Genomic DNA, 24,150 nt, shown 5'->3' with positions numbered 1-24,150 from the left:
CTGAATTAAATGCGCTTGCATCTCATGCATGCGCATGTAATGTCTCGGGCATGACCTCTCCGCTCACCTCCCCCACGTCCGACGGGCGTTGGACTCCCCGGCTCTGGGGCACCCTCCTGGTGCTCTGCGCCGCGATGTTCCTGGACGCCCTGGACGTGTCCATGGTCGGCGTCGCGCTGCCCTCCATCGGTGCCGACCTCGGCCTGTCGACCTCGGCCCTGCAATGGATCGTCAGCGGCTACATCCTGGGCTACGGCGGTCTGCTGCTGCTCGGCGGACGCGCCGCCGACCTGCTGGGCCGGCGCCAGGTCTTCCTGGTGGCCCTGGGCGTCTTCGCGCTGGCCTCGCTGCTCGGCGGCCTCGTCGACTCGGGCCCGCTGCTCATCGCCAGCCGCTTCATCAAGGGCCTGAGCGCGGCCTTCACGGCCCCCGCCGGCCTGTCGATCATCACCACGACGTTCCCCGAAGGCCCGTTGCGCAACCGCGCCCTGGCCATCTACACCACCTGCGGCGCGACCGGCTACTCGATGGGCCTGGTCTTCTCCGGTCTGCTCACGGAGGCCAGCTGGCGGCTGACGATGCTCCTGCCCGCCCCCATCGCGCTGATCGCCCTGCTCGTGGGCCTGAAGCTGCTGCCGCGCACCGAGCGCGAGCGCGGCCGGGGCGGCTACGACATCCCCGGCGCCGTCCTCGGCACCGCCTCGATGCTGCTGCTCGTCTTCACCGTCGTCGAGGCGCCCGAGGCGGGCTGGGGATCGGCCCGGACCGTCCTGTCCTTCGCCGCCGTGGCCGTCCTGCTGGCGTCCTTCGTCACCGTCGAGCGGCGCAGCCCCAGCCCGCTGGTCCGGCTCGGCGTGCTGCGCTCGGGTCCGCAAGTGCGGGCGCAGCTGGGCGCGTTGACGTTCGTCGGCAGCTACATCGGCTTCCAGTTCTTGGTGACCCTCTACATGCAGCAGCTGCTCGGCTGGTCGGCGCTGCACACGGCCCTGGCCTTCCTGCCGGCGGGCGCACTGGTGGCGCTGTCCGCGACGAAGGTGGGGGCCGTCATCGACCGGTTCGGCACGGCCCGGCTGATGGTGCTGGGCTTCGCCCTGATGGTGACCGGCTACGTGCTGTTCCTGCGCATCGACCTCGACCCGGTCTACGCGGCGGTCATCCTGCCGACGATGCTGCTGGTCGGCTCGGGCTTCGCACTGACCTTCCCGTCCCTCAACGTCCAGGCCACCAACGGCGTCGACGAGCACGAGCAGGGCATGGTCTCCGGGCTGCTCAACACCTCGGTCCAGGTGGGCGGCGCGATCTTCCTCGCTGTGGTGACGGCGGTGGTGACCGCGAACGCCCCCGAGCCGGGCAACGCCTCCCCGCAGGCCGTCCTCGACAGCTACCGGCCCGGCCTGCTGGTCGTGACGCTCATCGCCCTCGCCGGCCTGCTCATCACCCTCACGGGCCTGCGTACCCGGCGCGAGCAGCCGTCCGTCGTGGTCGCCCAGTCCACCCCGAGGGAGCCCGAGCGCGTCGCCGTGCGCGACTAGGGAGCGTTTCCGGATGTGACCAAAGGGCCCTGCGTGACTCAAGGGGGGAACGCAGGGCCCGGGCGAGCGCCACCACCGGCCGATAAAGAGCACATTTCACCTTTTCCGGATTCCGGAAGGGTTCTACGCTCGTGTACAGATGGCGGGCGGGAGGCCGGCCAGTCGACCACCGCCGCCTGTAACGAGCGGAGGCGGAGATGAAAGCGTCGATACGGCGGTCCGCGGTCTTCGCAAGCGCGGCCGCTCTCGTGATTGCCGTCTGCGGTACGACGGGCACTGCCCAGGCCGAGCCGGGCGATGGTGAGCTCCAGTTCGGCTCCGTCCTGCCGGAGACGGGACAGCTGGCCTACCTCGGCCCGCCCCAGATCGAGTCGTTGAAGTTCGCGATACAGAAGATCAACGACGCGGGCGGCGTCCTGGGCAAGCCCGTGCCGAATGTGGTCTCCAGTGACGAGTCGGGACAGGAGGCCGTTGCCGCGCAGTCGGCGGACCGGGTCCTCGCGGCAGGCGTGGACGCGATCATCGGTGCCGCCGCTTCCGGCATGTCGCTGGCGTTCATCGACCGGGTGACCGGAGCGGGCGTCGTGCAGTGTTCGGGGTCGAACACCGCTCCCACCTTCACCGACTACGAGGACGACGGCTTCTACTTCCGCACCGTCCCGAGCGACGTGCTGCAGGGGCCCATCCTCGCGGATGTCGTCCGCGACGACGGCCACGACCGGGTGGCCCTGGTCGCACGGGCGGACGACTACGGGCGCGGCCTGATGGAGGCCACCCGCAAGTCGCTGGAGGAACGTGGCGCGACGGTGACGCTCGCCGAGACCTATGACCCGAAGGCGACCAACTTCGACCAGGTCGCCCAGCAGATCGAGAACTCCAGGCCGGACGCCGCCGTGGTGATCGCCTTCGAGGAAGGCACCCAGATCCTGCAGGGCATGATCGAGTCCGGAGTCGGACCCGACCGGATCGGCGTCTACGGCGCCGACGGACTGCGCAGTGAGGAACTGCCCTCGCTGGTCGCCCCCGGCCAGCCCGAGAGGCTCTCCGGGATGAAGGGGACCGCCCCGGCGTCGGCGGAGAACGCGCAGTACGTGAAGGACCTCAAGGAGTTCGCGCCGGACCTGAAGGAGCTGCAGTTCGCGCCGCAGGTGTTCGACTGCGCGACGACGATCGCCCTCGCCGCCGAGAAGGCGGAGTCCGACGACCCGGGCGAGTACGCGAAGGAGATGAACGGGATCACCAAGGACGGCGAGAAGTGCAACTCGTTCGCCGCCTGCAAGGAACTGCTCGCCGACGGCAGGGACATCGACTACGACGGTGTGAGCGGTCCGCTCGACTTCACCGACAAGGGCGAACCCGGCCAGGCGACGATCGAGGTGTACGGCTACGACGACGCAGGAAAGCTGCAGACCCTGCGTACCGAGACCAGCAAAATCCAGGACTGAACGGAGGACGGACAGCAGCGGCGGTCAACGGACGCGGGCGAGCGTGCCGAGGTAGAGCTCGATCACCTTCTCGTCGTGCAGCAGGGCCGTACCCGTGCCGGTGTACGCGTTGCGGCCCTGGTCGAGGACGTAGCCGCGGTCGCAGAACTGCAGGCACCTGCGGGCGTTCTGCTCGACCATGAGCACGGCGACGCCCGCGCTGTTGATCATTCGGCACCGGTCGAAGACGTGGTCCTGGTGGAGCGGTGACAGGCCGGCCGACGGCTCGTCGAGCAGCAGCAGGTGCGGCTCCATCATCAGGGCGCGGGCCATCGCGAGCATCTGGCGTTCGCCGCCGGACATCGCGCCGGCCTTCTGCTTGCGGCGGTCGGCCAGCACGGGGAAGAGCTCCTCGACCGCCGCGACCCGCCGCGCGTGGTCCTTGGGCCGCAGGTAGACCCCCATCCGCAGGTTCTCCTCGACGGTCAGCGTGGGGAACACGTTCTGCAGCTGCGGAACGTAGCCCACGCCCCGCCGGACCAGCTCGTGCGCGGGGCGGTTCGTGACGTCCTCGCCGCGCAGCCGCACGCTCCCGCCGCGCACCCGCAGGAGCCCGAAGACGGCCTTGACCAGCGTCGACTTGCCGGCCCCGTTGGGGCCGATCACCCCGACCACCTCACCCGGCCGCACCTCGAGACTGCATCCGCGCAGCACGTCGACACCGGGGACGTACCCGGCGACGATGTCGTCGGCCGCCAGCACCGGTACCTGCTCCTCGGCGGTCATCTCTCACTCCTTCCCCTCGGGCGTCCCCGGTTCGTCGTGCCGCTTGCCCAGGTAGGCGTCCACGACGGCGGCGTTCCGGCCGATCGTGTGCGGTGGGCCCTCGGCCACCAGATGGCCGTCGGCCATGACGGCCACCCAGTCGCTGATGCCCATCACCACGTCCATGTCGTGCTCGACGAAGCACACCGTGAGGCCCTCGTCCCGCAACTGCGTGATGTGCCCGAGCAGCGACTGGGTCAGCGCGGGGTTCACCCCGGCCATCGGCTCGTCGAGCAGGAGCATGTCCGGCCGGGCCATCAGCGCGCGGGCCAGTTCCAGCAGTTTGCGCTGCCCCCCGGAGAGCGTGCCGGCGTGGTCGTCGCGCAGGGGCCCGAGCCGGAACCGGTCCAGCAGTTCACCGGCCCGGCGCTCGCACTCCCGCTCCTGCCCGCGCCACAGCGGTCGCAGCAGCGCGGGCACCACCCGCTCACCGCGTTGCCCGGGCGCGGCGAGCAACAGGTTCTCCAGCACGGTGAGCCGGGCGAGGGTTCTGGTGAGCTGGAACGTACGGACCATTCCCCGCCGCGCCACCCGGTGCGCGGGGGCGCCGGTGAGCGGCTGTCCGTCGAACGACCACCGGCCGCCGTCGGCCCGGTCGAAGCCGCTCACCACGTTGAACAGGGTGGTCTTGCCGGCGCCGTTGGGCCCGATGAGCGCGGTGATGGCCCCGCGCTGCACCTCCAGGTGTTCGACCCGCACGGCGACGAGGCCGCCGAAGGTGCGGGTCACCTGGTCCAGGACCAGCAGGGGGTCGGGCTTGCGCACGCCCGGCTCGGGATCGATCGCGGAGAGCCGGCCGGTGCCGGGTGCGTGGGTGTCAGCGGCCACTGAGCAGCATCTCCTTCCGGCTGCCGAGGATGCCCTGCGGCCGGAACGCGACCAGCAGGATCAGGGCGATGCCGACCAGGACGAAGCGGACCGCGCCGACCTCCGACGTGCTGATGAGGTCCGGCGAGATGTACTCGGCGTCGATGGCCTGGCGGAGCGCGCTGTCGAGGAAGCTGAGGACGAACCAGAACAGGATCGAGCCGACGACCGGCCCGAGGATCCGCCCTGCGCCTCCGAGGACGAGCAGCGTGTACAGGAAGAACGTGACGCCCGGGTCGTAGTTGTCCGGGTTCACGGACTGCACCTGGATCGCCTGCATCATGCCCGCGACCGCCCCGATGACGCCGCCGAGCACGAGGCTCTGCATCTTGTACGCGTAGACGTTCTTGCCGAGGCTGCGCGCGGCGACCTCGTCCTCACGGATCGACCGGATGACCCGGCCCCAGGGGCTGTGGATCAGGAGGGCCAGCAGACCTCCGACCACGAGGACCAGCGCCCATCCGATGATCATCACCCAGAGGTCGCGGGAGCTGAACCGCACGAGCCACACGCCGTAGGTGCCGGGCTCGATGGGGCTCAGGTCGTAGAAGTCGTTGGCGAACCTCTGCAGTCCGAACACCCCTCCGGTGACCGGCTCGGCCCAGCTGGACCGGTAGAACAGCCGGAGCGTCTCCCCCGCCGCGATCGTGGTGATGGCGAGGTAGTCGGCGCGCAGCCGCAGGGTGGGCAGGCCGAGCAGCAGGGCCAGCACGATCGCGCAGGCGATGCCGCCCAGGACGCCGAGCCACATCGGGCCGTCGTACGTCGACACCGTGACGGCGAGTCCGTAGCCGCCGACCAGCATGAAACCGACCTGGCCGAAGTTGAGCAGCCCCGTGTAGCCGAAGTGCAGGTTCAGCCCCATCGCGGCGAGCGCGTAGACGGCGGCGATGGGGCCGATTCCCGACCGCAGGGCGTCGGAGACGATGGCCGAGAAGTCCATGGCACACCCCTCACCCGACGCGTTCGGCCCGGCCGAGGATGCCCTGCGGCCGGACGAGGAGGACGAGGATGAGGACGAGCAGCGCCCAGGCGTACTGCAGGTCGACCGGGAACCACAGGGTGGACATCTGGGCGACGATCCCGATGACGAGGCTGCCGACCATCGCACCGTAGGCGGAGCCGAGGCCGCCCAGGATGATGCCCGCGAACATGAGCAGCAGGAGCTTGAAGCCCATGTCCCAGGTGACGATCTCCACCAGGCCGAAGAAGACTCCGCCGAGCGCGGCCAGCCCGCCGGCGAGCATCCACACGAACAGCACCACCCGCTGCACGTCGATGCCCGACGCCTCCGCGAGGTCACGGTTGGCGGAGACGGCCCGCACCGCCGTGCCGATCCGCGTCTTCTGCAGGAGCGCGGCGACGCCGAGCAGCACCAGCACGGCGAGCAGGGTGACGGTGAGGTCCCGCGGGGTGATGCCGGCCGGGCCCAGGTCGATCGTGCTCTGGATGTCGTACTGCGCGTAGGAGGCGGGCCGGGTTCCGTACAGCACCAGGACGACGTGGCGCAGCAGCAGCGAGAGCCCGATGGTGACGATGAACATGTTGATCAGCCCGGTGCCGCGCGCTCGCAGCGGGCGCCAGATGCCGCGTTCGACCGCGCCGCCCAGCAGGGCGCCGAAGACCACGGCGGCGAGGGCGGCGGGGATCAGGTGCCAGCCCGGGCCGGCCGCGGCGACGTTGAGGAAGAACGCGAAGGTGGCGCCGATCGTCACGAACTCACCGTGCGCGAAGTTGATCAGATGGATGGTGCCGAAGATCAGCGAGAGCCCGACCGAGGTGATCGCGATGATCACCCCGAACTGGATACCGTCGATCAGCGCCTGCAGAGCGCGTGCGGCGAAGGTGGGGCCGCGCGGAACTTCCTCGCCCTGTGCCCGGGCTGCGATCACGGGCACCGTCAGGAGGACCAGGGCGAGGGCCGGTACGAGCATCCGCTGAGAGCGCACGGCGATTCCGGTACGTCACGAACGTCCCTTATGGACTCAGTGTAAGCGCAGGTCGAAGCGGTGACACGGACAGTGGGCCCGGTAGGAGTGCCCTCGGAAAGGGGTGGATGCGGGATGGGTGACAGCGGGGACCTCGCGAGTGCGTACAACGACGACAGCGTGCTCTTCCGGGTGCTGCGGCACCTCGGCTGGGACAGCCTGGTCGACATCGGCTACTTCACGCTGCCCACCCTGCCGCTCGTGGTCCTGGCCGGGCCGGCGCCCTTTCAGCGCCGACTGGCTCGCCGGTCGCTGGACCTGCTGGACGCCCGGCCCGGGCAGCTCGTCCTGGACGCCGCATGCGGTCGCGGCGACACCACGGCGCGGTTGGGCGCCTCGGGATGCCGGGCGCTGGGCGTGGACATCCAGCCCGGGCAGATCGACCAGGCGCGTCGCCGCTTCGGCGGCCTGTCCGGCGTGCGTTTCGCCGTCGCCGACGCCACCGCTCTGCCGCGGCAGGCGGCGCGGATCCCGCTGACGGATGGTTCCTTCGACCGGGTGCACTGCCTGGAGGCCGCCTTCCACTTCGGCCATGAGGGCCGCAGGTCGTTCCTGAACGAGAGCTTCCGGCTGCTCCGCCCGGGGGGTCGGCTCGTCCTCGTGGACGTCACGTCCCGTACGGACCAGCGGCTCGGGACCCTCGACCCGGACGGCCTCGTACGCGGGACCTGGCGCTTCGACGACATCGAACCGTACGAGCGGTACCCGCTGATGGCTTCCGCCGCCGGCTTCACCACGCGCCGGATCCTCGACTGGACCACTCCCGTGCTCCACAGGGCGGCCCAACTCTGCGCCCTGTTCGCCGCCACCGCGTCCACCCGGGCCGGCCGGCAGGCCCTGTGCGTGCGGTGGCCGGGCCTCAGGACACTCGACGCACAGGACTGGGACGAGGTCGTCGCCGTCGTCCGGGCCCACCGGGCCATCGGGGGCGTCACTCGCTACACGGCGTACGTCCTCGACAAACCGGCGGGAGGCGTTGCTCCCTAGCCGGCGGGGCACTTGCCCACCGGGGTGCCCTCCTGTTTGACTCGCCGTATGACCAGTCACGGGGGACGCCGCACGCAGGCCGAACGGGATGCCGTCACCGTCGAGATCGGGTACGCGCTGTGCAGTGCGGCATTCGCGGGGGCGGTGGTCTTCGGGGCCGTGGCCGGTCCCGCGCTGCTCTTCGACCTCCCGGACACGCCGGAGCGTCTGCTGCTGCGCGCCGGACTGGTGCTCGCGCCCGTCCTCTTCGCCGCCCGGGTCGTCAGTGTGCTGGTCCGCTTCCGCTCGGCGGCTCAGCCCAGCCAGCCCGGCCGCACCAGCCCCGACTCGTAGGCGAGCACGACCAGTTGGGCCCGGTCGCGGGCGCCCAGCTTCACCATCGTGCGGCTGACGTGGGTCTTCGCGGTGAGCGGGCTGACGACCAGGCGGCGGGCGATCTCCTCGTTGGACAGGCCGATACCGACCAGGGCCATCACCTCCCGCTCCCGCTCGGTGAGTCCGGCCAGCGCGCCGGCCGCCCCGGGTTCCTTGGAGCGCGCCGCGAACTCGGCGATCAGGCGGCGCGTCACCCCCGGCGAGAGCAGCGCGTCGCCGGCGACCACCGCCCGTACGGCGCGCAGGAGTTCGTCCGGCTCGGTGTCCTTGACCAGGAAGCCGGAGGCCCCCGAGCGGATCGCCTCGAAGACGTACTCGTCGAGCTCGAAGGTGGTGAGCATGACGACCTTGACGTCCTTCAGGTCCAGGTCCCCGGTGACCCGGCGGGTCGCGGCCAGGCCGTCGAGCACGGGCATGCGGATGTCCATCAGCACGACGTCGGGCCGCAGTTCGCGGATCCCGCGCACGGCCTCCTCCCCGTCGGCGGCCTCCCCGGCCACCTCGATGTCGGGCTGTGCGTCGAGCAGCGCCCGGAACCCGGCCCGGACCAGTGACTGGTCGTCGGCGAGCAGTACGCGGATCACCGGTCCTCCTTCGGCACATCTCTGGTTCCGTTCACGTGCGGTTCAGGTCCCGGCTGCAGCCGTCAGGGGCAGCACGGCGAGCACCCGGAAACCGCCGTCCGGGCGGGGTCCCGCCTCGATGGTGCCACCCAGCGCGGCGGCCCGCTCCCGCATCCCGGCCAGCCCGTTGCCGCTGCCGCCCGCGTCGGCGCCGGTCGCCGGCCCGTCGTCGTCGACCCGCAGCCGCAGCACGTCCGCGTCGTGCGCCAGGTGCACGCGCGCGTGGCGTGAGCCCGAGTGCCGTACGACGTTGGTCAGGGCCTCCTGGACGATCCGGAAGGCGGCGAGGTCCGTGCCGGGAGGGAGCCGGGGCGGCTCCCCCTCGACCTCCACCGTGAGCCCCGCGCCGGCGGCCTGCTCCACCAGCTCGGGCAGCCGGTCCAGCCCGGGCGCGGGCGCGCGCGGCGCGTCACCGGGTGCGCGCAGTGTGTCGAGCACCTGGCGTACCTCGCCGAGTGCCTCCTTGCTCTGGGCCTTGATCGTGGTGAGCGCCGTACGGGCCTGTTCGGGATCGGAGTCGAGGAGCGCGAGGCCGACACCCGCCTGCACGTTGATCACGGAAATGCTGTGGGCGAGCACGTCGTGCAGCTCCTGCGCGATCCGCAGCCGCTCCTCGTCGGCCCGCCGCCGCGCGGCCTCGGCGCGCTCGGCCCGGTCCCGGGCCCACTGCTCGCGCCGGACCCGGGCCAGCTCCGACACCGCGGCGATCGCCACCACCCAGGTGGCGACCACCAGTTCCTCGCCCCAGGAGGCGGCGGAGTCCCCCGACGGCGGCAGCCACTGGTAGAGCCAGTGCGCCACCAGGGCGTGCCCGGCCCAGAGCGTGCCCATCGCCGCCCACGCCGCCCGGCGATGCCCGGCGACGATCGCGCTGAAGCACGCCAGAGCGACGGTGAGGAGCACCGGCCCGTACGGATACCCGGCCCCCAGGTAGACCATGACGGCACCCGCGGTGCCGAAGACCACGGCCACCGGATACCTCTTGCGCCACAGCAGCAGCGCCCCGGCCACCAGCAGCAGCACCCGTGCGAACGGGTCCAGGGCCGCCCGCTCGCCCTCCTGGCCGTGAGCGGCGAAGTTCGAACCGACCAGCACGAAGACCGTGACGACGACGGTGGACCGCCAGGGCCACCGGGGCGCACGCTCCCCCTCGCCCCACCGGTCCCACCAGGGAGGTCCGTGCCGCCACCACTGCGGCGGACCACCCCGCACCCGCTGCTCGTCCATACGGCCACGCTAGACGCCACCGGCCCGCGGCGGCGTCACCCGGGCGTGGCGATCACACGTACTCCCCGCGGAGTACGTCGTCCGCCGGGACGGCCTCGCCCTCCCTGACCCGCAGTCGGCGCAGCCGCCGCGGCGCCCACCAGTTCGCCCGCCCGGCCGGCCGCATGGTCACCGGCAGCAGCACGACCCGGATCAGGGTGGCATCGACGAGGATCGTCAGGGCCGTGCCGATGCCGAGTTCCTTGAGGAAAACGACCCCTCCGGTGGCGTACGACAGGAAGGACAGCGCCAGGATCCCCGCGGCGGCCGTGACCAGCGGGGCGCTGCGCCGGATGCCCTCGCCGACCGCGCGCCGGGTGTCGCCGGTGCGGTCGTGCTCCTCCTTGATCCGCGCCAGCAGGAACACCTCGTGGGACAGCCCCGGGCTGTCCTGGACCGGCTCCGGTTACCGGCTGACCGGCGTCCGCGCCGACGATCTGGCGCAGCGCCGCCTGCTGGTGGACGAGGCGCTCGCGGCGCGGCAGGCCGGTGAGATGCGGCGTGCGGTCGAACTGGCCCACCGCGCCGAGGAACTGTGGCGCGGCGACTTCGCCGAGGGCCTGCAGGCGCCGTACCTCACCGCGGAACGGCTGCGCTGGACGGAGAAGCGGCTCACGGTCCTCGAAGCGCGGCTGGAGGGCGAGATCGAACTGGGCCGCTCCTTCGAGTACGTCCATGAACTCGTCCGGCTCGTCGCGGCCCACCCGCTGCGCGAACGCCTCGCCGAACTGCTGATGCTCGCCCTGTGCCGGACCGGCCGCCCGGCGGACGCGCTCACCGTGTACGAGGAGGCACGGCGGCGCCTCGCCGACGCGATGGGCGCGGACCCGGGGCCGGGCCTGCGAGCCCTGCACGCCCGGGTCCTGCGCCAGGATCCGGCGCTGCTGCCCGGGTCGCCGGTTCCCGTGGGCTGAGAGTCCTGGTCATCCCTTCTGCGGATACACCAGCCCCACCCCGTGGGCGAGTTGCCCCACCGCATACCGGAAGAACGCCTCCCGGTCCTCCACCACCCGGTTGAACTGCCCGAACAGCTCGAACCCGACCAGCCCGTACAGCTGGGCCCAGGCCGCGACGAGCACCGTCACGACCTCCGGCGGGAGGTCCGGCGCGAGGTCGGCCGCCATCCGCTCGGCCTCCGGGCGCAGGTCCGCCGGGAGCGAGGGCCGGGCCAGGCCGAGTCCGCGGTACGCGTCGCGCACGATGCCGATGAGCAGGAGACCGACGCGGGCGGCGGCCGGGACGGTGGTGTCGGGGGCGGTGTAGCCGGGGACGGGCGATCCGTAGATGAGGGCGTACTCGTGCGGATGGCCGAGCGCCCAGCGCCGCACCGCCTCGCACACCACGGTCCAGCGCTGCAGGGGGCCGGAGCCGGCGGCGGCCTCGTGGGCGGCCTCGGCGGCCTCGCCGAGGGAGTCGTAGGCGTCGATGATGAGGGCGGTCAGCAGGTCGTCACGGCTGGGGAAGTAGCGGTACAGCGCGGAGGAGACCATGCCGAGTTCGCGGGCGACGGCCCGCAGCGAGAGCCGGGCGGCGCCGTCGGCCGCGAGCTGTCTGCGGGCCTCGTCCTTGATGGCCGCGGTGACTTCGATCCTGGCCCGGGCACGGGCGCCGTGTGCGGTGCTCATGCGGGTCATCGTGCCACGAAAGCAGAGCACTGCACACAAACGAGAGCAGTAATCAAAACGAGAGCAGTGCTCTTGCCATGGAGCACCGACCTCGTGCAGACTGGCACCAGAGAGCGAGAGCAGTGCTCACAAAAGAGAGCACCGCTCCACACCGCCGCTCCACATCGACCAGGGGGACCCCATGTCCACGCACGTCCGCAAGCCCGGCTGGTTCACCGTCAACGTCTTCAACCGGCTCGTCGCCTGGCTGACCCGCCGCGGCATCAGCGTCTGGGGCTCCCGCGTCCTCGCCGTCCGCGGCCGCAAGAGCGGCCAGTGGCGCACCACCCCGGTCAACCTCCTGACCCTGGGCGGCCGGCAGTACCTGGTCGCGCCCCGCGGCCACGTCCAGTGGACGCACAACATGCGCGCGGCGGGCGGCGGCGAACTGCACCTCGGCAAGCGCGTGGACACCCTCACCGCGACCGAGGTGGCCGACGACGACAAGACCCCGGTCCTGCGCGCTTACCTCAAGCGCTGGAAGGCGGAGGTCGGGGTCTTCTTCAACGGCGTCGGCCCCGACTCCCCGGACGACCAGCTGCGCCGCATCGCCCCCGACCACCCGGTCTTCGAGATCACTCTGAAGGGCTGATCTCCTCGCCCGTCACGGCGGGACGGCGGTCCAGCGCGGTCAGGGCCCGCTGGGCCACCGGATACGTGCGGACGATCTCACCCAGCGACGTCGAGCCCTGCGTGATCTCCTTGAACGCCCGCCAGGCCGGACGGAAGCTCGTCAGCGCCGCGTGGAACAGGCCGGGGCGGCGCTCGAACACCGTCAGCAGCCGCTTGCCGACGCTCATCTCCACACCGAGCCCGGCCTTGACCGCGAACGCGTAGTTGAGGGCCTGCCGGCGCGTGTCCACGGCGTCATGCGCCTCGGCGATCCGCACCGCCCACTCCCCCGCGAGCCGCCCGGACCGCAGCGCGAAGGAGATGCCCTCGCGGGTCCACGGCTCCAGCAGCCCCGCCGCGTCGCCGCACACCAGCACCCGCCCGCGCGAGAGCGGCGAGTCGTCGGCGCGGCAGCGGGTCAGGTGCCCGGAGGAGATGCTCGCTTCGAAGCCGGCGAGGCCGAGCCGCCCGACGAACTCCTCCAAGTACCGCTTCGTCGCCGCGCCTTCGCCCCGTGCCGAGATCACCCCGACCGTCAGGGTGTCGCCCTTGGGGAAGACCCAGCCGTAACTGCCGGGCATCGGGCCCCAGTCGAGGAGCACCCGCCCCTTCCAGTCCTCGGCGACGGTCTCCGGCACGGGGATCTCCACCTCCAGGCCGAGGTCCACCTGGTCGACCTTGACCCCCACATGCGCCCCTATGCGGCTGGCGCTGCCGTCCGCGCCGACCACGGCCCGCGCGAGCAGGACCTCGCCGCCCTGGAGGAGCACGGCGACCGTGCGCCGGTCGGGCACCGCCGAGCCGTGCTGCTCGACGCGCTGGACCGTGACACCGGTGCGCAGCTCGGCGCCCGCCTTCTGCGCGTGCTCGACGAGCTGCTGGTCGAACTCGGGCCGGTTGATCAGCCCGAACAGCATCTGCTTGGACCGGCGGGTGCGTGTGAAGCGGCCGTTGTGGGAGAACGTCACCGCGTGCACCCGGTCCCTGAGCGGGAGCTCGAAACCGGGCGGGAGGGCGTCGCGCGAGGGGCCGATGATGCCGCCGCCGCACGTCTTGTACCGCGGCAGCTCCGCCTTCTCCAGCAACAGCACACGTCTCCCCGCGACCGCCGCCGCGTACGCGGCCGAAGCGCCCGCGGGTCCCGCGCCCACCACGACGACGTCCCACACCTGTCGCACGTCGTCCGCCGAAGAGTTCTCGCTGCTCACGATGGTCTACTGCTCCCGATCAAGCCGCCTGCCCCTGCTGTCTCCCGCATCCTACGGCGGACCTGGCCACAGGCCGCTGTGGGAGGATCTACGGCACTCACCGCTACAACGTCGCACCCACGAGGAGCGTGCCCATGTCGTCGCATCCGGTCGCCGAGACCGTCGCCTCTCTGATGCCCAGGGCGAAGGAGGAGCTCACCGAACTGGTGGCCTTCCGGTCGGTGGCGGACTTCGACCAGTTCCCCAGGAGCGAGAGCGAGGGCGCCGCCCGCTGGGTCGCGGCCGCGCTCGCCGCCGAGGGGTTCCAGGACGTGGCCCTGCTCGACACCCCCGACGGCACGCAGTCGGTCTACGGCTGCCTGCCCGGCCCGGAGGGCGCGAAGACGGTCCTGCTGTACGCGCACTACGACGTGCAGCCGCCGCTGGACGAGGCCGGCTGGGCGACCCCGCCGTTCGAACTGACCGAGCGGGACGGCCGCTGGTACGGGCGCGGGGCCGCCGACTGCAAGGGCGGCGTCATCATGCACCTGCTGGCGCTGCGCGCGCTGAAGGCGAACGGCGGTGTCCCGGTCCACGTGAAGGTGATCGCCGAGGGCTCGGAGGAGCAGGGCACGGGCGGCCTTGAGCGCTACGCGGAGGCGCACCCGGACCTCCTGGAGGCCGACACGATCGTCATCGGCGACGCGGGCAACTTCCGGGTCGGGCTGCCGACCGTCACCTCCACCCTGCGCGGTATGACGCTCGTCCGCGTGCGGATCGACACGCTCGCCGGCAATCTGCACTCGGGCCAGTTCGGCGGTGCCGCCCCCGACGCTTTGGCCGCCCTGATCCGGGTCCTGGACTCACTGCGCGCCGCAGACGGCTCGACGACCGTCGACGGACTCACCGGGGACTCGGCCTGGGAGGGCCTCCAGTACGACGAGGAGCGGTTCCGGCAGGACGCCAAGGTGCTGGACGGCGTGGAGCTGATCGGCTCCGGGACGGTCGCCGACCGCATCTGGGCGCGCCCGGCCGTGACCGTCCTCGGCATCGACTGCCCGCCCGTCGTCGGCGCCACCCCGTCCGTGCAGGCGAGCGCCCGGGCGCTGATCAGCCTGCGGGTGCCGCCGGGCGTGGACGCGGCCGAGGCGACCAAGCTGCTCCAGGCACACCTGGAGGCGCACACGCCGTGGGGCGCGCGGGTGAGCACCGAGCAGATCGGCCAGGGCCAGGCCTTCCGCGCCGACACCACCAGCCCGGCCTACCAGGCCATGGCGGACGCGATGGCCGTGGCGTACCCGGGACAGGAGATGCAGTACGCCGGCCAGGGCGGCTCCATCCCGCTGTGCAACACCCTCGCCGCCCTCTACCCGCGTGCGGAGATCCTGCTCATCGGGCTGAGCGAGCCGGAGGCCCAGATCCACGCAGTGAACGAGAGCGTGTCCCCCGAGGAGCTGGAGCGGCTGTCGGTGGCGGAGGCGCTGTTCCTGCGCAACTACGCGGCGAGCTGACCGCTCTGCCGTCAGCAAAGGCCCTCGTCCGCCGACGGGGGCCTTGCCTACGGTCGTCCGATGGACGTCATCGAGCTCCTCCCCCGCCTCCACCTACTGCGTTTCCCCGTCGGCCAGGCCTACCTCTGGCGCGACGGCGACGACCGCGCCGGCCATGCCGAGCTGACGCTGATCGACGCCGGGCCGCCCGGCTCCGGCGCCCCGATCGCCGAGGCCGTGACAGCGCTCGGCCGTGATCCGCGGGACGTACGGCGGATCGTGCTCACCCACTTCCACTGGGACCACGCGGGCGGAGCGGGCGAGTTCGCCGCGCTCAGCGGCGCGCAGGTGCTGGCGCATCGGCTGGAAGCGCCCGTCGTACGGGGCGAAGTCCCGGGCCCGGCGCCGGTGTTCGAGGACTGGGAGCGGCCCCTGCACGAGCAGGCGCTCAAGCACCTGCCCGAGGGCGACCACGTCCGGCCCCGGGCGGTCACCGCGGTGTCGGGCGGGGACGTGCTGGACGTGGGAGGCGGCGCGCACGTCGTCCACGTGCCGGGCCACACACCGGGCAGCATCGCGCTCCATCTCCCGGAGCATGGCGTGCTGTTCACGGGTGACACGGTCGCGGCGTCACCCGTGGACGGCTCGGTGATCCCAGGTGTGTTCAACGTCGATCGCGGCCAGGTCCTCACCGCCTGCGGGCGACTGGCGGAGCTCGACGCCGACGTGGCCTGCTTCGGTCACGGGGATCCGGCGCTCGGGCAGGCGGCCCGGGCGCTGCGGAACGCGGCGCGGGGGTAGCCGGCCCCAGGGCGTGTCCGCGAGGTCCCGCCTGTCCCGCGGCGCCCGGCACGCCCTGGCGGACACGACCTAGCCGAGCGCCGGATCGAGGACGATGTCCTCCTCGCGTGGTGCGACCGTCGGCGCCTCGGGGAAGTGGCAGGCGGTGAGATGGCCCGGGGGGCTGCCCTCGGCCCGGGCCAGCCGTGGTTCCTCCGTGGCGCACTTGTCCTGGGCCTTCCAGCAGCGGGTGCGGAAGCGGCAGCCGGAGGGCGGGTCGATCGGTGAGGGCACGTCGCCGGCCAGCCGGATGCGCTCGCGCCGCTCGGTGGCGTCCGGGTCGGCCTCGGGAACGGCGGACAGCAGCGCGTGCGTGTAGGGGTGCCGTGGCCGGGTGTAGAGCGACTCCCGGTCGGCGACCTCGACGATCTTGCCGAGGTACATCACGGCGACGCGTTCGGAGAAGTGCCGTACGACGGCGAGGTCGTGGGCGATGAAGACGAAGGCGATGCCGAACTCCCGCTGGAGGTCCTGGAGCAGGTTGACGACCTGCGCCTGGATGGAGACGTCCAGCGCGGAGACGGGTTCGTCGGCCACGATCAGCTTGGGCCGCAGGGCGAGGGCGCGGGCGATGCCGATGCGCTGGCGCTGCCCGCCGGAGAACTCGTTCGGGTAGCGGTTGTAGTGCTCGGGGTTGAGCCCGACCGTCTCCAGGAGTTCCTGGGCGCGCCGCTTGTGGCCCTGGGGCGGGTTGATGCCGTTGAGCCGCATCGGTGTCTCGATGATGGTGCCGACGGTGTGCCGGGGGTTCAGCGAGGAGTACGGGTCCTGGAAGATCATCTGGAGGTTGCGGCGGGCCTGCAGCATCCGTCCGGGGGGCCGGTGGGTGATGTCCTCGCCGTCGAACACGACGGAGCCGCCGGTGGGTTCGAGCAGCCGGGTGATCAGGCGGCCGGTGGTCGACTTGCCGCAGCCGGACTCGCCGACCAGGCCGAGCGACTCGGCGGGACCGACCGAGAAATCGATGCCGTCGACGGCTCGTACGGCTCCGATCTGCCGCTGGAAGATGATGCCCTGCCGGAGGGGGAAGTGCTTCTGGAGACCGCGCACTTCGAGGAGGTTCTCGCCGGTGGGGCGGTCGGTGGTCGGCCCGGTGAGGGGCTGGGTGGTGCTCACGGCATGTTCCCTTTCGTCCGCCGCCGTCACTGCGCGGCCCGTGCGGCTGCGGCGCCGCGGTCGTCCGGGCCGGTCCCGCCGCGGATCTCCTGTTTGGCCTCGTCGCTGAGATGGCACGCGGCGAGGTGTCCTGCGGTGCCGGGGACGGGGCGCAGCTCGGGCCGCTCCGTGGTGCAGCGGCCCTCCGGGACCCAGCCCTTGTAGGCGCAGCGCGGGTGGAAGGAGCAGCCGTCCGGCAGGTTGATCAGGCTCGGCGGGGTGCCGGGGATCGGGTTGAGCCGTTCGCCGACGTCGCCGGTGAGGTGCGGCATGGACTGCAACAGGCCCCAGGTGTAGGGGTGCTGGGGCTGCTTGAGGACCTCGCGGGTGGTGCCGTACTCGATGCGGCGGCCGCCGTACATCACCAGGATGTCGTCGGCGATGTCGGAGACCACGCCGAGGTCGTGCGTGATGATGACGACGGCGGAGCCGAACTCCTCCTGCAGGTCGCGGATCAGGTCCAGGATCTGCGCCTGGACGGTGACGTCCAGGGCGGTGGTGGGCTCGTCGGCGATGAGCAGGGCGGGGTCGCAGACCAGGGACATGGCGATCATGGCGCGTTGGCGCATGCCGCCGGAGAACTGGTGCGGGTAGTCCCTGACCCGGCGTTCGGGCTGCGGGATGCCGACCCGCTTCAGCATCTCCACCGCGCGGTCCTTGGCCTCCTTCTTGGAGACCTTGTGGTGGACGCGGTAGGCCTCGGCGATCTGGGAGCCGACGGTGAAGAAGGGGTGCAGCGCGGACAGCGGGTCCTGGAAGATCATGGAGACCGTGCGGCCGCGCAGTGCGCGCGTCTCGGCCTCGGGCAGGGCGACGAGTTCCCTGCCTTCCAGCCAGATCTCGCCGGAGACCTGTGCGCGGGTGCCCTTGTGCAGTCCGAGCAGGGCCAGCGAGGTCACCGACTTGCCGGAGCCGGACTCGCCGACGATGCCGAGGGTGCTGCCCTTCTCCAGGGTGAAGGACACGCCGTCGACGGACTTGACGAGGCCGTCCTCGGTGGGGAAGTGCACCCTCAGGTCGCGTACGTCGAGGAAGGGGGCGGGCGCGGGGGTGACGTCCGCGGGCTGCGGTGAGGTCGATACGGACACGGGTGTTCCTAAGGACGAAAAGAAGGGCTCAGGCGAGGCGGACGCGCGGGTCGACGAGGCCGTACACCAGGTCGACGACCACGTTGGCGAGGACGACGAACGTCGCGGCGAAGAGCGTGGTGCCGAGGATGACCGGCAGGTCGGAGTTCTGGACGGAGTCGACCGCGAGCTTGCCGATGCCGTTGATGCCGAACACGGACTCGGTGATGACCGCGGAGCCGCCGATCAGGGAGCCGACGTCCATGCCGAAGATGGTGATGATCGGGGTGATGGCGGCCCGCAGTCCGTGCTTGAGGACGACGGTGGCGGCCGGCAGGCCTTTGGCGCGGGCGGTGCGCATGTAGTCCTCGGCGAAGACCTCCAGCATGGAGGAGCGGGTGAGCCGGGTGTACATCGCGAGGTAGACGATGACCAGGGTGGCCCAGGGCAGGATCAGGCCCTTGAACCAGCCGGCCGGGTCCTCGGTGATCGAGGTGTAACCGGAGGTCGGCAGGATCTGGAACTTGTCGACGAAGAGGTACAGCAGGAGCAGACCGATGAAGTAGATCTGCACCGACACACCGAACAGGGCCAGTCCGACCGCCGCCTTGTCGGCGGCCTTGCCCCTGCGGACCGCGGCGACGGTGCCGAGGCCCACGCCCAGGACGAGGAACGCCACCGCGGCGCCGAGTCCGAGGGAGAGGTCCGCCGGGAAGTCCTGGAGGAGCGTCGTCAGCACGGGGGTGTCGGTCTGGAAGGAGATGCCGAGGCAGGGCGCCGCGCAGTGGATACGGACGCTCTGGTCGCCGTAGTCGCGGCCCACGACCAGTCCCTTGACGAACTCCCAGTACTGCGTCAGGTAGCTCTGGTCCAGGCCCAGCGAGTGCTTGATCTCCGCGAGGCGGGAGGGCGAGCAGGTCTTTCCGCAGGCCAGGAGCGCGGGGTTGGACGGCAGCGCGAAGAAGATGAAGAAGGTGATCGTCGTGATCACCAGCATGATCACGGCCGCTGCCAGCAGGCGTCTGATGAGGTAACGAAACATGGGGTGCCGGGACCTGACGTGAGTGGGGTGCCCGCCGGCGGACCGGGCCGCCGGCGGGGTTCAGAGGGGTTGCGTCACTGCTTGATGTAGGCGTGCACCAGGCTGGGTTCGGCCATGATCGAGTCGTCGATGACACCGCCGACCTTCGAGCCGCTCACCTCGCTGAAGTTCATGTACATCAGCGGGACCACGGCGGCGTCCTTCAGGATCTGCTCGTCCAGCTCCCCGTAGGCGGTGTTGCGCTGCTTGATGTCGGTCATCTTGCCGATCTTGTCGATCTGGGCGTTGATCTTCGGGTCGTTCAGGTACGAGATGTCGTTGTTGGACTGCGGGAGCTTCTTGATCTGGCGCCCGTCGAAGAGGGTGGGCAGCACGGTGGAAGCGTTCGGCCAGTCCGCGATCCAGTCGCCCCACGTCAGGTCGTACTGGTTCTTCACGTTGTCCACGGTGCTGAAGTAGTTGTTCTTGTCGATCGGCGTGATGTTCACCGTGATGCCGATCTTCGCCAGCGCGGTCTTCACGGCGTCGGCGAAGTGCTCGTGCGTGGGGATGTTCTCCACCGCGAGCGACATCGTCGGCTTGGGGTTGCCGGCCTGCTTCATCAGGGCCTTGGCCTTGGTGAGGTCACCGGCGGGGTTGCTGCTGTAGAGGTTGAAGTCCTTGTGGCCGTCGATGCCGGGGGCGAGCATCGTGGTGGCGTAGTTGCCGTAGGCCGAGCCGCCGAAGGCGCCGCGTACGGTGGTCTTGTTGACGGCGTACTCGATCGCCTCGCGGACCTTGATGTCCTTGACCCGGTTCATGTTGATCGCCATGTAGTTGATGCCCGGGGCCGGGATCTTGTAGTAGCGCGACTTGAGCGACGGGTCGGTCGCCATCGTCGTCAGGTCGGATCCGGCGATCGGCGTCTGTGTGATCGCGGTCTGGGCGGAGCCGCCGTCGGACTTGATCTGCTGGTCGATGGCGGCCTGGTCCTGCCCGAACTTCGCGTCGATCTCGTCGAGGTTCTGCTGACGGATCGGATCGGTCGGCTGGCTCCAGTTCTTGTTCCGGACGAGGACCATTTCCTTGTTCTTGGCGTACGACTTGATCATGTAGGGCCCGTCGGACCAGACGTGCGTGTCGTACGTGGCGCCGGTGTCATGGGCCTTGGGCACCGCCGACCACCCGGTCATGGTGGTCGTCTCGTTGAAGTCGGCGACGGGCTGGTTGAGATGGAAGACGAGGGTGTACTTGTCCGGTGTCTGGATCGAGGCCAGCTGCTTGCCCTGGTACGGGCCCTTGTAGGAGTCGCCGCCGACCAGCCACTGACTGGCGTACGGCGGGCCGCCGTTGATGTCCGGGGAGAACGCCCGCTCGACGCCGTACTTGACGTCCTGCGCGGTGACCTCCGTCCCGTCCTGCCACTTGACCCCGTGGCGCAGGTGGAACGTCCACACCGTGGCGCCCTTGCTGGGCGTGCCCGTGTCGGTGGCCAGGTCGCCGACCAGCTTGGGCGCGGCCCCCGTCTCGTTCCATCCGGTCAGGGTGCGGACGAGTTCGTAGTCCATGCTCGAACCCTCGGTGGTGTACGTCCGCTGGGGGTCGATGTGGTTGAAGTCGGCGTCGTCGAGGATCGTCAGCGTGCCGCCCTTGGACGGGGAGCCGCCGGCGCTGTTGCCGGAGGACCCTCCGCATGCGGTGGCCCCCAGGGCGATCACCACGGCAGAGGCCGTGAGAGCGACCGTGCGCGATCTGCGCGTGCTGCGCGTGCTGCGCGTCATTGAGGAAACTCCGTTTCTTGCTACGGGCTCGGCGGCCGTTCGTGGGGCCGCCGGGCCGACACTCGGGGGGTGGTTCGTCAGCCGCGCCGGGCGCGGGGATCCAGGGCGTCCCGGACGCCGTCCCCGAGGAGGTTGAGCGCCAGGACCAGGAGGAAGAGCAGGACGCCGGGCACGAAGAGGTACATCGGGTCCTGGAGGAAGAACTGGGAGGCGTCCGACAGCAGGGATCCCCAGTCGGGATTGGGCGGGATGACGCCGACACCCAGGTACGACAGGGCCGCCTCGGTGGTGATGTTCTGCGGGACGGCGAGGGCGAAGGAGATCAGGATCGGCGCCCACAGGTTGGGCAGCAGCTGCCGGAAGAGGATGTGCCGCCGGCCGGCGCTCATCAGCCGCGCGGCGTCGACGAACTCCCGCTCGCGCAGGGACAGCACCTGTCCGCGCACCAGACGCGCGGTGTACGCCCAGGCGAAGACGGCGATGTTGAGGACGAGGACGAGCAGCCGGAGGTTCTCGTCGGTGCCGCCGTGGCTGTTGGTCTGCAGGGCGTTCTGGATCACCGGGGTGAGCGCGATGATGAACAGCAGCTGCGGGAAGGCCAGCATGACGTCCATGACCCGGGACAGCAGGGAGTCGACCCAGCCGCCGAAGTAGCCGGCCGCGAGCCCCGCCACGACACCGACCACGGTGGACAGCAAGGCCGAGGCGAAACCCACGTAGAGGGACGTGCGCAGGCCGTAGACGATGCGGGCGAACAGGTCGTAGCCGGTGCCCGGTTCGACGCCGAGGAGGTGCTGGGCGCTGATGCCGCCGAGCGATGCGTAGGGGAAGTTGCCCGTGTCGGGGTTGATCGCCTTGTTGTCGGGGGTGATCGGTCCCCAGCTGGTCAGCGCGGTGAGGACCGGTGCGAGCAGTGCGACCGCGATGAACAGGAGGGTGGCCGCCAGGGCGGCCGTGGTGACCTTGTCCCGCTTGATCCGCTTCCAGGCCATGCGGGCCGGTGAGCGGCCGGTGACGGCCGTGTCGGCGGGTCTGGGGTCCTGAGTCGACGGCTCGGCCAGCAGGGCGGTGCCGCCGCCGGCGTCGGCCGGCTGGTGTTGCGTGGTCATCGTACGGACATCCCGGATCTGCCCCTGAGGCAAGGAAATTGGGTGGCGGTCGAAAGTGCCGCCGTGAGACTCTGCGGACTTTCGCAACGGCGTGCGAGTCCGGTCAAGCCGAGCAGGGGCCGGAAAAGGGATTGTTTGCGGTCATGGAAAAGTGTTGACGAGCACGGGGAATGTGATTACCCGCCGCGTGAGGGAGTGCGGGAGATTCCTTGGGCAGCGGTTGGCAGTGGCTCCGTGGATGTTTCCTTTTGCTTTTCCCTCGGAATCCCCCGCACCCGGTAAAGGGCGAGCGGAAAGCCCGGTGTCAGCCGACCGGCACCCCGGCTTCCAGATAGAACGCCGCTCCGCGTTCGCGTGCCCTCAGGGCCCAGCGCAGCCGCTCGTAGCGCACCGGTGGCAGCAGGTCGGCGGCCTCCTCCTCGGTGACGAACCGCCAGTCACGCAGCTCCGGCCCGGGCAGCAGCAGCCGCCCGGCCTCGGCGGAGTCGAGGACGCCGCCGTCGAAGAGAAGCCGCAGTCCGCCGAATCCGGGGGGCGAGGGACGCTCCCAGTCGACGACGAGGAGGCTCGGTACCTCGTCGAGGTGGATGCCGGTCTCCTCGGCGACCTCCCGCACTCCGGCACGCGCGGGCGCCTCGCCGGGTTCGACGACCCCGCCGGGGAACTCCCAGCCGGCCTTGTAGGTGGGGTCGACGAGCAGCACCCGGTCCTGTTCGTCGAAGAGGAGCACTCCGGCGGCGAGCGTCTCGGCGGTGGGCTCGGGCGTCTGCACGATGTCGCAGGCGGGCACGGACCCGCTGGTGACGGCGTCGGCTATCCGGGCGGCGGTCTCGCGGGGCGTGAGGTCGCTGCTGTCGACGAGGTGGGCGTCGGCGGTGAGCCAGGAGGCGAGGGCGGCGCGGTACGGCTCGATGTGGTCGAAGGACCACCGGCGTATTCGCATCTCGCCGTCCGGCAGGTCCGGCGGAACCTCGCGGCCCGCTATCCGCTCCCGCAGTATCGTTTCGGCCGGAGCGAGCAGGATGTGGCTGACCGGAATCCTGCGGGCGGCCAGGCCGCCGAAGATCTCGTCGCGGTACTCCTGGCGCAGCAGGGTCATGGGGACCACCAGGGTCCCGCCGAGCTCGGCGAGCATCGCGGCCGCCGTGTCGATCACGAGCCGTCGCCAGATCGGCAGGTCCTGGAAGTCGCCGACCTCGGCGAGGTGTTTGGGCGGCAGCAGGTACCGGAGCGCTCCGCCGATGACCTCGGGGTCGAAGAGCGTGCTGTTCGGGATCAGTTCGATCAGTTCCTGTGCGGTGGTGGTCTTCCCCGCACCGAACGCGCCGTTGATCCAGACGACGGTCACAGGTCCCCCTCTTCTGTTGGCCCCCTGAGGCTTGCCCGCTCCACCCTGCCACGGAAACCAGCCGCAGTTGAGGGCGCATGACGACGGCGCCGGCGCCCCCTGACTCGGGTGCGCCGGCGCCGTGGGCCGGGGACGGGCGGGCCGTCAGCCCTTCTCCTTTTCCTGGGCGCCGTCCTCCCTGTCCAGGGACAGGCTGTCCTCGGCGACGGTGTCGGGGAGGGTGCGGAGGGTCTCGTCCACGTTGAGAGGGCCGAGGCTCTCTCCGAGGGCGTGCGACGGGGTGACCGCCGCGACGACGAACCCGGTGGCGAGGGAGGCGATGGCGAGCATGCTGCGCTTCTTCATGCCCGGCTCAACTGCCGGACCCGCCGCGCGGTCACGCACCCGGACCCGACCGGGCGAAGCCGGCACGTCACGCCAGGTCGTCGTCCGGGGCGGTGCCCCACGCTCCGGGGCCGCCGCCACGCCACTCGATCAACCCGGACGCCGCCACGTACGCCTCGTCCGCGTCCTCGATCCCCGCCCGCCGCAGGAACTCGGCGACGTCCAGCAGCCCGTAGGCGATCCCCAGGAACTGGTCGTCCACGCGCACCCGCCGGCCACCGTCCGCGGCGGGCGGATAGACGACGACGGGTTTCACGGACGCCATGGCACCAGCGTGCGCGGGAACGGCGCCGGGCGCTCGCCGGAGTGGGCCGTTCAGCCCGCCTTCTGCGTCTGGCGGAACTCGTGGACGTCGGCGGTGAGCGTGCCGTCCTGCTGTTCGTAGTGGGACAGGGCGAGTCCGAGACCGAAGAAGGTGGGCGCCCATTCGCCGACGAAGATGCCCCAGCGGTCGGCGCGGGCGACGTTGACGCCGGGCTCCACCTTCAGGGAGCCCGCCCAGGCGACGACACTGAGGCCGATGGATGCCATGGCGGCCATGTAGGCGTGCTCGCTGCGGACGCCCATCTCGTGCATCTTCTTGATGATCATCAGCGGCTCCGTTC

General features: G+C 71.0%; 26 protein-coding genes. 8 read left to right on the top strand and 18 right to left on the bottom strand.

Features of this window, described 5'->3' with window-relative positions:
* Positions 1 to 50: 50 nt before the first annotated feature.
* Positions 51 to 1,532, top strand: a complete 1,482-nt coding sequence (locus ABZ192_RS27385) for an MFS transporter (protein ID WP_356927124.1) — start codon at positions 51 to 53, stop codon at positions 1,530 to 1,532.
* A 197-nt stretch (positions 1,533 to 1,729) separates the two neighbouring features.
* Positions 1,730 to 2,977: an ABC transporter substrate-binding protein gene (locus ABZ192_RS27380; protein ID WP_356927123.1), complete on the top strand. Its 1,248-nt coding sequence runs from the start codon at positions 1,730 to 1,732 to the stop codon at positions 2,975 to 2,977.
* A 24-nt stretch (positions 2,978 to 3,001) separates the two neighbouring features.
* Here the strand turns inward: ABZ192_RS27380 and ABZ192_RS27375 are convergent, their stop codons facing one another.
* From ABZ192_RS27375 to ABZ192_RS27360, 4 genes are read right to left on the bottom strand one after another with little or no spacing between them, the layout of a single operon-like run.
* Complete coding sequence (locus tag ABZ192_RS27375) at positions 3,002 to 3,742, bottom strand: ABC transporter ATP-binding protein (RefSeq protein ID WP_356927122.1); 741 nt, start codon at positions 3,740 to 3,742, stop codon at positions 3,002 to 3,004.
* A gap of 3 nt (positions 3,743 to 3,745) precedes the next feature.
* Positions 3,746 to 4,609: an ABC transporter ATP-binding protein gene (locus ABZ192_RS27370; protein ID WP_356927121.1), complete on the bottom strand. Its 864-nt coding sequence runs from the start codon at positions 4,607 to 4,609 to the stop codon at positions 3,746 to 3,748.
* A complete protein-coding gene (locus ABZ192_RS27365; protein WP_356927120.1) occupies positions 4,599 to 5,591 on the bottom strand; it encodes a branched-chain amino acid ABC transporter permease in 993 nt (330 codons plus the stop codon). Before ABZ192_RS27365 ends, ABZ192_RS27370 begins: the two co-directional genes overlap by 11 nt.
* Before the next feature lie 10 nt (positions 5,592 to 5,601).
* Positions 5,602 to 6,597, bottom strand: coding sequence for a branched-chain amino acid ABC transporter permease (locus ABZ192_RS27360; RefSeq protein WP_356927119.1), 996 nt, complete (start codon positions 6,595 to 6,597; stop codon positions 5,602 to 5,604).
* Between the two features lie 114 nt (positions 6,598 to 6,711).
* Here ABZ192_RS27360 and ABZ192_RS27355 point away from each other — a divergent pair, with 114 nt between their 5' ends.
* The gene (locus ABZ192_RS27355) at positions 6,712 to 7,623 is read left to right on the top strand and encodes a class I SAM-dependent methyltransferase (protein WP_356927118.1); all 912 of its coding nucleotides are present in this window, start codon (positions 6,712 to 6,714) and stop codon (positions 7,621 to 7,623) included.
* Between the two features lie 48 nt (positions 7,624 to 7,671).
* Entirely contained in the window at positions 7,672 to 7,956 is a 285-nt protein-coding gene (locus ABZ192_RS27350; RefSeq protein ID WP_356927117.1) for a DUF6332 family protein, read from the top strand.
* Here ABZ192_RS27350 and ABZ192_RS27345 read toward each other — a convergent pair.
* From ABZ192_RS27345 to ABZ192_RS27335, 3 genes are read right to left on the bottom strand one after another with little or no spacing between them, the layout of a single operon-like run.
* Positions 7,917 to 8,582, bottom strand: a complete 666-nt coding sequence (locus ABZ192_RS27345; protein WP_356927116.1) for a response regulator transcription factor — start codon at positions 8,580 to 8,582, stop codon at positions 7,917 to 7,919. The genes ABZ192_RS27350 and ABZ192_RS27345 overlap by 40 nt on opposite strands.
* Before the next feature lie 42 nt (positions 8,583 to 8,624).
* Positions 8,625 to 9,848, bottom strand: coding sequence for a sensor histidine kinase (locus ABZ192_RS27340; RefSeq protein ID WP_356927115.1), 1,224 nt, complete (start codon positions 9,846 to 9,848; stop codon positions 8,625 to 8,627).
* Positions 9,849 to 9,900: 52 nt separating this feature from the next.
* Positions 9,901 to 10,254 (bottom strand): MMPL family transporter, encoded by a 354-nt coding sequence (locus tag ABZ192_RS27335; RefSeq protein ID WP_356927114.1) that lies wholly within the window; start codon positions 10,252 to 10,254, stop codon positions 9,901 to 9,903.
* Between ABZ192_RS27335 and ABZ192_RS27330 the strand changes: the two genes are divergently transcribed.
* On the top strand, positions 10,232 to 10,801 hold the full coding sequence (locus ABZ192_RS27330; RefSeq protein WP_356927113.1) for an AfsR/SARP family transcriptional regulator: 570 nt from the start codon (positions 10,232 to 10,234) through the stop codon (positions 10,799 to 10,801). The two genes, ABZ192_RS27335 and ABZ192_RS27330, sit on opposite strands and share 23 nt — an antisense overlap.
* A gap of 9 nt (positions 10,802 to 10,810) precedes the next feature.
* Here the strand turns inward: ABZ192_RS27330 and ABZ192_RS27325 are convergent, their stop codons facing one another.
* Positions 10,811 to 11,512: a TetR/AcrR family transcriptional regulator gene (locus ABZ192_RS27325; protein WP_356927112.1), complete on the bottom strand. Its 702-nt coding sequence runs from the start codon at positions 11,510 to 11,512 to the stop codon at positions 10,811 to 10,813.
* Between the two features lie 181 nt (positions 11,513 to 11,693).
* Here ABZ192_RS27325 and ABZ192_RS27320 point away from each other — a divergent pair, with 181 nt between their 5' ends.
* Complete coding sequence (locus ABZ192_RS27320) at positions 11,694 to 12,143, top strand: nitroreductase family deazaflavin-dependent oxidoreductase (protein WP_356927111.1); 450 nt, start codon at positions 11,694 to 11,696, stop codon at positions 12,141 to 12,143.
* Here the strand turns inward: ABZ192_RS27320 and ABZ192_RS27315 are convergent.
* Entirely contained in the window at positions 12,127 to 13,371 is a 1,245-nt protein-coding gene (locus ABZ192_RS27315; RefSeq protein WP_356927110.1) for a geranylgeranyl reductase family protein, read from the bottom strand. The genes ABZ192_RS27320 and ABZ192_RS27315 overlap by 17 nt on opposite strands.
* Positions 13,372 to 13,505: 134 nt before the next feature.
* On the opposite strand from ABZ192_RS27315, the gene ABZ192_RS27310 reads away from it, so the two are divergent.
* A complete protein-coding gene (locus ABZ192_RS27310; RefSeq protein WP_356927109.1) occupies positions 13,506 to 14,861 on the top strand; it encodes a dipeptidase in 1,356 nt (451 codons plus the stop codon).
* Positions 14,862 to 14,921: 60 nt separating this feature from the next.
* The gene (locus ABZ192_RS27305) at positions 14,922 to 15,641 is read left to right on the top strand and encodes an MBL fold metallo-hydrolase (protein WP_356927108.1); all 720 of its coding nucleotides are present in this window, start codon (positions 14,922 to 14,924) and stop codon (positions 15,639 to 15,641) included.
* Between the two features lie 69 nt (positions 15,642 to 15,710).
* On the opposite strand, the gene ABZ192_RS27300 is transcribed toward ABZ192_RS27305, so the two are convergent.
* From ABZ192_RS27300 to ABZ192_RS27260, 9 genes are all read right to left on the bottom strand, one after another.
* On the bottom strand, positions 15,711 to 16,796 hold the full coding sequence (locus ABZ192_RS27300) for a dipeptide ABC transporter ATP-binding protein (RefSeq protein ID WP_356927107.1): 1,086 nt from the start codon (positions 16,794 to 16,796) through the stop codon (positions 15,711 to 15,713).
* Positions 16,797 to 16,822: 26 nt separating this feature from the next.
* On the bottom strand, positions 16,823 to 17,923 hold the full coding sequence (locus tag ABZ192_RS27295; RefSeq protein ID WP_356927106.1) for an ABC transporter ATP-binding protein: 1,101 nt from the start codon (positions 17,921 to 17,923) through the stop codon (positions 16,823 to 16,825).
* Between the two features lie 28 nt (positions 17,924 to 17,951).
* Positions 17,952 to 18,944, bottom strand: a complete 993-nt coding sequence (locus ABZ192_RS27290; protein ID WP_356927105.1) for an ABC transporter permease — start codon at positions 18,942 to 18,944, stop codon at positions 17,952 to 17,954.
* Between the two features lie 74 nt (positions 18,945 to 19,018).
* On the bottom strand, positions 19,019 to 20,704 hold the full coding sequence (locus ABZ192_RS27285) for an ABC transporter substrate-binding protein (protein WP_356927104.1): 1,686 nt from the start codon (positions 20,702 to 20,704) through the stop codon (positions 19,019 to 19,021).
* 77 nt (positions 20,705 to 20,781) lie between these two features.
* Complete coding sequence (locus ABZ192_RS27280; protein WP_356927103.1) at positions 20,782 to 21,813, bottom strand: ABC transporter permease; 1,032 nt, start codon at positions 21,811 to 21,813, stop codon at positions 20,782 to 20,784.
* Positions 21,814 to 22,117: 304 nt separating this feature from the next.
* Positions 22,118 to 23,161 (bottom strand): NUDIX domain-containing protein, encoded by a 1,044-nt coding sequence (locus ABZ192_RS27275; RefSeq protein WP_356927102.1) that lies wholly within the window; start codon positions 23,159 to 23,161, stop codon positions 22,118 to 22,120.
* 144 nt (positions 23,162 to 23,305) lie between these two features.
* Positions 23,306 to 23,506 carry a hypothetical protein gene (locus tag ABZ192_RS27270; protein ID WP_356927101.1) on the bottom strand — a complete coding sequence of 67 codons (201 nt, stop codon included), beginning with the start codon at positions 23,504 to 23,506 and terminating at the stop codon, positions 23,306 to 23,308.
* Between the two features lie 67 nt (positions 23,507 to 23,573).
* On the bottom strand, positions 23,574 to 23,810 hold the full coding sequence (locus ABZ192_RS27265; RefSeq protein WP_356927100.1) for a hypothetical protein: 237 nt from the start codon (positions 23,808 to 23,810) through the stop codon (positions 23,574 to 23,576).
* A gap of 50 nt (positions 23,811 to 23,860) precedes the next feature.
* Positions 23,861 to 24,136, bottom strand: coding sequence for a hypothetical protein (locus tag ABZ192_RS27260; protein ID WP_356927099.1), 276 nt, complete (start codon positions 24,134 to 24,136; stop codon positions 23,861 to 23,863).
* Positions 24,137 to 24,150 lie beyond the last annotated feature (14 nt).

The organism is Streptomyces sp. NPDC006235 (assembly GCF_040613735.1).
Classification (GTDB): Bacteria; Actinomycetota; Actinomycetes; order Streptomycetales; family Streptomycetaceae; genus Streptomyces.
The sequence above is the reverse complement of the archived record's forward strand: the minus strand, read 5'-3'. Positions and strand labels throughout refer to the sequence as shown.